This window comes from Specibacter sp. AOP5-B1-6 (assembly GCF_052376555.1).
Taxonomy (GTDB): domain Bacteria; phylum Actinomycetota; class Actinomycetes; order Actinomycetales; family Micrococcaceae; genus Specibacter.
In genome coordinates this window covers 22,466-29,827 of the sequence record NZ_JBQSVT010000046.1, presented here as the reverse complement: position 1 = coordinate 29,827, position 7,362 = coordinate 22,466, and the positions used below count along the sequence as shown (strand labels likewise).

The 7,362-nt window shown below is 62.9% G+C and carries 9 protein-coding genes; 6 read left to right on the top strand and 3 right to left on the bottom strand.

Translation table 11 applies throughout. The features are described from left to right. The 3 genes from ACT3TS_RS17035 to ACT3TS_RS17025 all read right to left on the bottom strand — a co-directional run bounded on the left by ACT3TS_RS17035 (position 1) and on the right by ACT3TS_RS17025 (position 1,798). Positions 1-402 carry a Fic family protein gene (locus tag ACT3TS_RS17035; RefSeq protein ID WP_444532717.1) on the bottom strand — a complete coding sequence of 134 codons (402 nt, stop codon included), beginning with the start codon at positions 400-402 and terminating at the stop codon, positions 1-3. Between the two features lie 92 nt (positions 403-494). Next, entirely contained in the window at positions 495-734 is a 240-nt protein-coding gene (locus ACT3TS_RS17030; RefSeq protein WP_444532716.1) for an antitoxin VbhA family protein, read from the bottom strand. A 44-nt stretch (positions 735-778) separates the two neighbouring features. Next, positions 779-1,798 (bottom strand): glutathione S-transferase family protein, encoded by a 1,020-nt coding sequence (locus tag ACT3TS_RS17025; RefSeq protein ID WP_444532715.1) that lies wholly within the window; start codon positions 1,796-1,798, stop codon positions 779-781. Between the two features lie 197 nt (positions 1,799-1,995). Between ACT3TS_RS17025 and ACT3TS_RS17020 the strand changes: the two genes are divergently transcribed. The 6 genes from ACT3TS_RS17020 (at position 1,996) to ACT3TS_RS16995 (ending at position 7,361) form a co-directional block, all read left to right on the top strand. Then, positions 1,996-2,649: a hypothetical protein gene (locus tag ACT3TS_RS17020; protein ID WP_444532714.1), complete on the top strand. Its 654-nt coding sequence runs from the start codon at positions 1,996-1,998 to the stop codon at positions 2,647-2,649. 14 nt (positions 2,650-2,663) lie between these two features. Beyond that, on the top strand, positions 2,664-3,401 hold the full coding sequence (locus ACT3TS_RS17015; RefSeq protein WP_444532713.1) for a hypothetical protein: 738 nt from the start codon (positions 2,664-2,666) through the stop codon (positions 3,399-3,401). A 318-nt stretch (positions 3,402-3,719) separates the two neighbouring features. Beyond that, on the top strand, positions 3,720-4,910 hold the full coding sequence (locus ACT3TS_RS17010; protein ID WP_444532720.1) for an ABC transporter ATP-binding protein: 1,191 nt from the start codon (positions 3,720-3,722) through the stop codon (positions 4,908-4,910). Then, positions 4,910-5,623, top strand: a complete 714-nt coding sequence (locus ACT3TS_RS17005; protein WP_444532712.1) for an ABC transporter permease — start codon at positions 4,910-4,912, stop codon at positions 5,621-5,623. The genes ACT3TS_RS17010 and ACT3TS_RS17005 overlap by 1 nt, the downstream gene beginning before the upstream one ends. Before the next feature lie 101 nt (positions 5,624-5,724). Continuing rightward, entirely contained in the window at positions 5,725-6,381 is a 657-nt protein-coding gene (locus ACT3TS_RS17000) for an ABC transporter permease (protein ID WP_444532719.1), read from the top strand. Between the two features lie 32 nt (positions 6,382-6,413). Continuing rightward, positions 6,414-7,361, top strand: coding sequence for an ABC transporter substrate-binding protein (locus ACT3TS_RS16995; RefSeq protein ID WP_444532711.1), 948 nt, complete (start codon positions 6,414-6,416; stop codon positions 7,359-7,361). The last annotated feature ends 1 nt before the right edge of the window (position 7,362 follow it).

Here is a 7,362-nt window from a genome sequence, read left to right as displayed (position 1 = left end):
CTAGCTGATTCGATAAGGGCTCAACTCCGATACGTGCTGCATGAACAGCTTCGACGCGCGCCCGTTGCCCTCCCGAAAGGGGTGGGCTTGATTGACATATGCGAACACCGTGGCGACCGCGGCCGCAAACGAGCTTTTGTCCATGGCCGGCCAGTCGGCCGAGCCGATCATCCGACTCGCATCGGCAAGGTACTGCGGGATGCTTCCAAGCGGTGCGAATTCGCTAAGGCCTTTCAGAATGGTGACAGTGCGATATTCGCCGGCCCATTCATAGACGTTGCCAAATAGCTGCCGGTGGATGCTCCGCATATGGTCCGCATCATAGGAACGTGGAATCACCATCGCTCCACTTTGAATATTGAACTGCTGGGCCGCGGTTTCGGCATACTCCAGCCTCGCCACGACGGCCCCGTCGCGTTCCCCCTAGAGGTTGCGCAGGACGGGGCCGCCCGGCTCCCAGAAATATGAATCCCAGGAAGGAAAGTTGGTTGCCATCAGCGCGCGATATCGGCCGCAACAGGCCGCGCCGCGGCCTCTTGAGCGCGCCGGTCGTACTCGGCCTTGTCGATCGCGCCCCGCACAAGATCGGTCAGGTTCTCCACGTCTTCACGATTCGGAATCCAACCCTCATGCCAGCTCGACGCGAAGGCGTCCACGACGACGATTCGGTCTGCTTCGCGCAAGACAGCAAACAGCTCCGGCCAGCGTCCCTCGATATCAAACTCAGCGGCCATGACGGCCCCCTCTCCATATCTACTGACCATTCTACTAAGTGGCGTTATGCGTCGACCGGCCTGGTCGGAGCGGTTCCAGCCCCGAACGGGCTCCCACCCAGTGACTGACGGCCGTGCGCCGTCGACCATCCGGAAGTGTCCGGACCGAGCGGGACAATCTGGGTGGGGTTCAGATCGGTGTGGACGATGTAGTAGTGGTCCTTGATCTGCTGGAAGTTCACGGTGTCGCCGAAGCCGGGGGTCTGGAAGAGGTCACGCGCGTATGCCCAGAGGACGGGCATTTCGATGAGCTTGTTGCGGTTGCACTTGAAGTGCCCGTGGTAGACGGCGTCGAAGCGGACGAGCGTGGTGAACAGGCGCACGTCGGCCTCGGTGATGGCGTCCCCCATGAGGTAGCGCTGGGTGGCGAGGCGTTCCTCGAGCCAGTCGAGCGCGATAAACAGGCGCTCGTAGGCCGCGTTGTACGACTCCTGCGAACCGGCGAATCCACAGCGGTAGACGCCGTTGTTGACCTCGGTGAAGATGCGCTTGTTGACCACTGCCATTTCCTCGCGCAGTGCTTCCGGGTACAAATCCGGGGCTCCCTCGCGGTGGAATTCTGTCCACTCGGTGGAGAAGTCCAGGGTGATCTGCGGGAAATTGTTGGTCACCACGGCGCCACTGGGCACGTCAACAATCGCAGGCACGGTGATGCCGCGCGGGTAGTCGGGGGTGCGTTTGAAGAACGCCTCCTGCAGGCGCTCGATGCCCAGGACCGGGTCCCGTCCGTCCGGATCCAGGTCGAAGGTCCAGGAGCGGACGTCGTGCGTGGGGCCGCACACGCCGATCGAAATGGCGTCCTCCAAGCCCAGCAGGCGCCGGACGATCGTGGAGCGGTGCGCCCAGGGGCACGCCCGCGCCACCACCAGGCGGTATCGACCGGCTTCCACGGGGTAGCCGTCCTCGCCGCCGCGGGTGATCCGCGTTTCAATGTAATTGGTGTCGCGCGTGTACTCATCGCCGGTGACGTAGGCGCCCTTGGTACTGAATTCCTGCTCTGCTGGCTGCGTTCCCGAAGTGTCCATGGGGTCAGCCTAGCGCCGGAGCCTGAACGGTGCCCGGAACGTCTGCCCGACCCACCCACACCAAAACCAAGCACGACGGCGGTACGCACCTTCCGGCGTCGTCCGCGGTTGCGCACGGATTACCAAAACCCTTCCGGATTCGGACTAGTTATGGCAACTTTCAACCAAAACTATACCGAGCTCGGTATAGTTATGACATGAGAAAAAGTGTCGCCAAGTACGCGCAGGAGACCGGAATCTCCGAGCGTCGGGTGAGGCAGCTTGCCGAGTCCGGGCAAATCTCGGCCGCCAAACTCGGTAACGTCTGGGTCATCGAAGAACCTGTTTTCACGCACGCTCAACGTAGAGCGGCAGGCGGCCGGCCCCTCAGCGAGGAAAGCACGTGGGAACTTGCACTGATGCTTGACGGATATGCCGCCAAGTCGCACAGGCCATCCCGGGCAAGGGAAAGAATTGAAAGCCTGAGGCGCGACCCTCAACTTCGCCGCGAACTGAACGCTTGGATGGTGAATCGGGCCCACGTTGGGCATTTTAGGGTGCAACCACGAGACCTGCCGGACCTTCGCGGGGACGAACGCTTGCTCGTCACTGGAGTTTCCCATCCTGCTTCCGGGCTGCTTCAAGCCCAGGAGCATGAGGCATATGTCCTTCTTAGTGACCTGCCCAAAGTGGTCGAAGACTATATGTTGATACCGTCATCGACTGGGCGATCGAACGCGTTGCTCAGAGCCATTAATGCGCATTCCCTCCCCCGGGCAGCACCTCGGCTGATGATCGCTGCAGACTTATTGGATCGCGGTGGACCCCGGGAGATCTCCGCAGCCCAAAAAATATTGGATGAGGCACTTTGATCACTCTTGGAGTTTTGCCTGAACCACAGCAGCAAGCTTGGGAAGCACTCTTTGAACTGCACGAGCGCATGCCGGTTCACTGGGTGCTTGTTGGCGGACAAAATGTTTATTTACACGCGGTGGAACGCGGTGCATACCTGGTTAGACCCACCACCGATGCAGATATGGGATTGGATCTTAGAGGCAGGCCGCTGATCCTCGCTGAATTCACGCAACTATTGCTGGATATGGGATTCGTTTCTGTTGGCGAAACTACAACACGGCATCAGCACCGCTGGACTCGAGGCAGCGCCATTTTCGATGTTTTGATTCCCCGCGGCACCGGAGAGCGCTCTGCACGTCGCCCCGGTGCCACCGGCGGGACAACGCTGGAGGCTCCCGGGATTCAATCGGCGATAAACCGAGCGGAGACGGTTCAGGTTGAGGCTGGTGGCGTCCGGGGAAACGTCAACAGAGCCGACATTAGGGGTGCTCTGATCGGCAAGGCCGCCGCGATGAGGATTCTGGATGACCCTAATAGCGATCGACACCTAACGGATGCGATGACTCTGCTCAGCGCAATGTCGGCACGCGAGCTTAGGCGGACGGACTACCAGCCGGCAGAAAAGGCGCATCTCGCACTACTTCTGAGCCAGCTGACTGCGAAGAAATATGCCGTGGACCAATTTGACGCCGGCAGGGATCATCTTGAGCGGCTTCGAATGATTGCGAAGGACTGGAGTACTGCAGACCCCAACGCGCGGCTGATTTGAATTGGCTGGTTGCCGTCTGGCTGCGGACCGGCCTTCTCATACCTCCGCCGTCTGCCCAACCCACGCCCTCCAAACCCAAGCACGACGGCGGTACGCACCATCCGCCGTCGTCCGCGGTTGGCGAAACCTGCACGACTCGCCCGGGCGGCACTTTACGCAGCAAATGCTCCCTGCCTATGATCAACAGGCACCAGGTGAACGATCCACAAGAACGCCACCCACAGTGAGGACGAACCGATGGCGGCCCAAGAAGCCACCGCTGCAGCACAGGGCAAGACCACGTCAGCCCAGAAAACCATCGGCCAGTTCGGCGACGCGATGGTTGAATTCCGGGGCGTCAGCAAGGTCTACCAAAGCGGCCAACCTGCTGTGGACGACCTCAACCTCAGCGTTGACAGCGGCAAGATCACGGTGTTCGTGGGTCCGTCGGGCTGCGGAAAAACCACGTCGCTGCGCATGATCAACCGCATGGTGGAGCCCACCTCCGGCACGATCACCGTTGGCGGGCGCGACGTCGCCAGTCTCCCCGCCCACGAGCTGCGCCGCTCCATGGGCTATGTCATGCAGCAGGCCGGGCTGCTCCCCCACCGCACCGTCATCGACAACGTTTCAACCGTGCTGCGCCTGAACAAGGTCCCGCGGGCGCAGGCCCGAAAACGCTCCCTGGAACTGTTGGAAACCGTGGGCCTGCCGGCCTCCATGGCCAGCCGCTACCCCAACCAGCTCTCCGGCGGGCAGCAGCAGCGCGTCGGTGTCGCCCGGGCACTGGCCGCGGATCCGCCGGTTTTGCTCATGGACGAGCCGTTCTCCGCCGTGGACCCCGTGGTCCGGGCCGAGCTCCAGCATGAACTGCTGCGGCTGCAGCGCGAGCTGGCCAAAACCATCATCTTCGTCACCCATGACATTGACGAGGCGACCATTCTCGGAGACCGGGTCGCCGTTTTTGCCAGCGGCGGCCGCGTGGCCCAGTACGCACCTCCCGAAGAAATTCTGCGGGCACCCGTGGACGACTTTGTGGCCAATTTTGTCGGCCGGGATAGGGGTTTTCGGCGGCTGTCGTTCAGCACCGGCGAGTCCGTGCCGATCCACCCGGCTGCGTCAGTGGTTTGGGGCGGGACCGCTGCGGCTGCGGCTTCCCCGGTTGCGCCCGCCACGTCTGCGCCGCTCCAGACTGTCCCGGCAAAGACGGACGACGACGGTGCTGCCGCCCCCAGCCGCTGGGTCCTCGCCGTTGACGCCGAGAACCATCCGCAGGGCTGGCTTGCCCCGGGCTCCCCGGGCGCAACCGCCGGCAACCCGGGCACGAACCCGGACGCAACTCCCGACCAGCTGATCCCGGGCGGTTCGCTGTTTCACGCCGGCGACCCCCTGCGCAACGCCCTCGACGCCGCGTTGTCCTCCCCTTCCGGGCTCGGCGTCGCCGTCGACGCCGACGGCAGGGTCACCGGCCTGGTCAAGGCCTCCGAGGTGCTGGCCGTCATTGACGCCGCACGGGAAAGCCGAAACTGATGCAGTGGTTCCTGGCCAACCTGCCACAGGTCCTGAACCTCACCGGCTACCACCTGATCCAGGCCGTGGTGCCCCTGGTGTTGAGCGTGCTCATCGCCATCCCGCTGGCACAGCTGGCCCGGATCAACAAGGTGGCAAGCGGCATCATCCTGTCGGCGGGTTCGCTGCTGTACACGGTCCCGTCGCTGGCCTTGTTTGTCATCCTGCCCAGCATCCTCGGCACCAAAATCCTCGACTTCTCCAACATCATTGTGGCGTTGACGATCTACGCCGTGGCCCTCCTGGTGCGCTCCACCCTCGACGCGTTGAACTCGGTCGACGACACCATTCGCGAATCCGCCACGGCCATGGGCTACCGGCCGTTCCAGCGCTTCCTCAGCGTTGACCTGCCGCTGTCCATCCCCGTGCTGTTCGCCGGGCTGCGCGTGATCTCGGTCAGCAACATCTCCCTCGTCACGGTCGGCTCGCTGCTGGGCATTCCCAGTTTGGGCTTCTTCTTCACGGACGGGCTGCAGCGGAACTTCCCCACCGAAATCATCGTGGGAATCCTGGGCACATTGGTGCTGGCCCTGCTGATGGACGTCGTGCTGGTGCTGCTGCAAAAACTGCTCACACCCTGGCTGCGCAGCACACCATCGGCCCCGAGTTCCTCAGCCCCTGCCCCATCGGCAGCAACTCCATCTGCAGCAGGCACGACGGCGGTGCAGGCATGAGCTTTCCCGCCGCCACCGTGCCACTGACCAAATACACGGCCACCGACCCCTTCAGCCAGGGCTGGCAGTGGCTGACCGACCCGGCCAACTGGCAAGGGCCCATGGGAGTGCCGGTCCGCATCGTCGAGCACCTTGGCTACACGGGGCTGACACTGTTGATCTCCGTTGCCATCGCCGTCCCGATCGGGCTGTACGTGGGGCACACCGGCCGGGGACGCGGCGTCGTGGTTTCCCTTGCCGGCATGCTGCGTGCCTTGCCGACACTGGGCATCATGACCTTGTTTGCCTTGATCGCCACCTCGTCCCTGTCCCTGATGCCGGCCATCTGGTCCCTGGTGCTGCTGGCGGTGCCGCCCATTTTGACCGGCACCTACGCCGGCATTGCCGCCGTGGACCGTGAGATTGTCGATGCTGCACGCGGCATGGGCATGACCGAACGGCAGATCTTGTTTGGCGTGGAGGTGCCCAACGGCTTGGCGGTCATGCTGGGGGGATTCCGCTCGGCCGTGCTGCAGGTTGTCTCGACCGTGGCGGTCGTGGCGTTCATCAGCCTCGGCGGGCTGGGCCGCTACATCATTGACGGCCTCGCGGTGCAGGATTACGGTCAAGTACTAGGCGGGGCCGTGGTTATCGCCGCCGTGGCCATAGTTATTGACGGTTTGCTGGCGCTGCTGCAACGTGCGGTGGTGTCGCCGGGCCTGAAAAATACCGGGACGGTTCCAGAACAGCTGGTCCCGGCCAGTTCAAAGCACAATTGAAAATGCCAAGCCGGTACAACAGGAGACTAATCATGAGCAACAAATCCGTGCCCACCCGCCGCGCATTCCTCGGAGCGGCCGCAGGACTCTCGGTGGCTTTTGCCCTGACTGCCTGCGGCGGCGGCAACCCGTTGGGCGAGGACGGTGGCGGCGAGACCGGCGGGTCGGGCAGCGCGGTGGTGGTTGGCTCGGCCAACTTCCCCGAAAACGCCATCCTTGCCGAAATTTACGCCGGCGCCTTGAACTCGGCAGGCGTTACCGCCAGCACCCGGCTGAACATTGGTGCCCGCGAGGTGTACATGAAGGCACTCGAGGACGGTTCGATCGATGTGGTGCCCGAATACACCGGCAACCTGCTGGGCTATCTTGACGCCGGCAACACGGTGGTTGACGGCCCCGGCATCCTGAAGGCGCTCCCCGCCAAGATGCCGACAGGTCTGAGCGTCTTGGACGCCGCGGCCGCCGAGGACAAGGACGCCATCGTGGTGACGGCGGAAACTGCCGCCAAGTACAAGCTGAAGTCCATTGCCGATCTGACCCCCGTGTGCAGCGAACTCACGCTCGCGGCGCCGTCGGAATTCCAGACTCGCCCCTACGGCCTGCCCGGTTTGAAGAAGCTCTACGACTGCGTGCCCAAGGAGTTCAAGGCTTTCAGTGCCAGCAGCGAGGCGTTGAACTTGAAGGCCCTGATGAACAACGAGGTCCAGATCGCCGATATTTTCACCACCTCCCCGGAAATCACGGCGAACAAGCTTATTGTGCTGGAAGACCCCAAGGGCATGATCGGCGCACAGCAGGTGGTGCCGGTGATCAAGACCGACAAGGTCAGCGAGGCCGGACAGACGGCCCTGAACGATGTGTCAAAGCAGCTCACCACCGACGACCTGATCGCCTTGCGCACCCAGGTTGAGGGCGATCAAAAGATGGATCCAAAGGCTGCCGCAACCCAGTGGCTCAAGGACAAGGGCATCACCAAGTAAG

Bases quoted from the DNA above. Each gene is read 5' to 3' on its own strand.
- ACT3TS_RS17030 (WP_444532716.1), bottom strand. From the start codon at position 734: ATGGCCGCTGAGTTTGATATCGAGGGACGCTGGCCGGAGCTGTTTGCT.
- ACT3TS_RS17025 (WP_444532715.1), bottom strand. From the start codon at position 1,798: ATGGACACTTCGGGAACGCAGCCAGCAGAGCAGGAATTCAGTACCAAG.
- ACT3TS_RS17020 (WP_444532714.1), top strand. From the start codon at position 1,996: ATGAGAAAAAGTGTCGCCAAGTACGCGCAGGAGACCGGAATCTCCGAG.
- ACT3TS_RS17010 (WP_444532720.1), top strand. From the start codon at position 3,720: ATGGTTGAATTCCGGGGCGTCAGCAAGGTCTACCAAAGCGGCCAACCT.
- ACT3TS_RS17005 (WP_444532712.1), top strand. From the start codon at position 4,910: ATGCAGTGGTTCCTGGCCAACCTGCCACAGGTCCTGAACCTCACCGGC.
- ACT3TS_RS17000 (WP_444532719.1), top strand. From the start codon at position 5,725: ATGGGAGTGCCGGTCCGCATCGTCGAGCACCTTGGCTACACGGGGCTG.
- ACT3TS_RS16995 (WP_444532711.1), top strand. From the start codon at position 6,414: ATGAGCAACAAATCCGTGCCCACCCGCCGCGCATTCCTCGGAGCGGCC.